Raw genomic sequence first — 597 nt, 5'->3', positions numbered from 1 at the left:
AGAAATTTGCCCGCTGAAAAATGCAGCGGGCTGACGAATTCGTAAGCGAATTGAGCTTAATTTATCTTAGCTTCAGTCGGTTGGATGTAAGCTTTCGTACCCCAAAGAGGTACAGTTGATAGACTGTGTTTGAAGCTGCCTGATGTCTCTTTAGTTGAGTAAGAAAGGTACATCAAGGTTTGATTTTCTGGATCATAAATACGGCGAATCTTCATCGATTTGAAGAAAACGCTCTTGGACTTTTTAAATACCACTTCACCTGATTTGCTCTTATCAATTTTAGTAATCATCTCAGGTGTAATTTCACCAGTTTGACGGCAAGAAATTGAACTGTCGCTTGGGTCCGCTAAACTGAAGTCCGCTTCGATGCTCGCTACATGACAAGTAACGCCTGGAACTTCAGGGTCTACGAGCGTATTCAGTTTTATGTCTTTAATAGTAAACATACCCAAAGAGACATCACCAACCTCATCGTTGCCACAGCCAGCAAGAATGGTAACCAAACCTAAAGCAAGCAAACGTTTTTTCATTATTCCGTCCTTAATTAGAAAAATATATAGATTCAATCTATCAGACGTTGGCATCTAAAACAAAATT

The 597-nt window shown here is 39.5% G+C and carries 1 protein-coding gene; it reads right to left on the bottom strand.

The annotated features are described in order from the left end of the window. Window positions 1–56: 56 nt before the first annotated feature. Complete coding sequence (locus tag R7Z47_RS25815; RefSeq protein ID WP_318130891.1) at window positions 57–530, bottom strand: CreA family protein; 474 nt, start codon at window positions 528–530, stop codon at window positions 57–59. Window positions 531–597 lie beyond the last annotated feature (67 nt).

The organism is Vibrio sp. 1641, from assembly GCF_033339995.1.
Lineage (GTDB): Bacteria > Pseudomonadota > Gammaproteobacteria > Enterobacterales > Vibrionaceae > Vibrio > Vibrio alginolyticus.
The sequence above is the reverse complement of the archived record's forward strand: the minus strand, read 5'-3'. Positions and strand labels throughout refer to the sequence as shown.